The sequence below is a fragment of the Adlercreutzia sp. DFI.6.23 genome (genome assembly GCF_024462535.1).
Classification (GTDB): Bacteria; Actinomycetota; Coriobacteriia; order Coriobacteriales; family Eggerthellaceae; genus Adlercreutzia; species Adlercreutzia rubneri.
This window is the reverse complement of sequence record NZ_JANGBP010000118.1, coordinates 1-427: the sequence shown is the minus strand read 5'-3', so window position 1 is coordinate 427 and position 427 is coordinate 1. Positions and strand designations below refer to the sequence as shown.

1 protein-coding gene is annotated in these 427 nt (G+C 64.2%); it reads left to right on the top strand.

Features of this window, described 5'->3' with window-relative positions; genetic code table 11:
- Positions 1-427, top strand: a 427-nt coding sequence (locus tag NE591_RS12600) for a DMT family transporter (RefSeq protein ID WP_256156785.1), incomplete at both ends; no start/stop codon positions are given.

Genomic DNA, 427 nt, shown 5'->3' with positions numbered 1-427 from the left:
GTACAAGCTCATGCTGCTGGCGGCCACAATTATTTGGGGGTTCGCCTTCGTGGTGATGAAGGACGCCGACGACGTGCTGCCCCCGGCCCAGCTCATCGGCGTGCGCTTCTTCCTGACGGGACTGCTCATGGCCGCTGTGTTCCATCGGTCGCTTAAGGGCGCGCTGAACGGGCCGTGCCTTAAGGCGGGGCTCGTGCTGGCCGTCGTGACCTTGGTCGCGTTCTGGGTGCAGACGGTGGGGCTCGCCGACACCACGCCGGGCAAGAACGCCTTCCTTACGGCCACTTACTGCGTCATTGTTCCCTTCATGCTGTGGGCCGTCGCCGGCAAGCGCCCCATCTCTCCCTGGGTGGTGCTCAATGCCACAGCGTGGGAGACAGCTGCTGATCCCGGCTTGCGGGATGTGCTACGATACCTCCAGACTGGA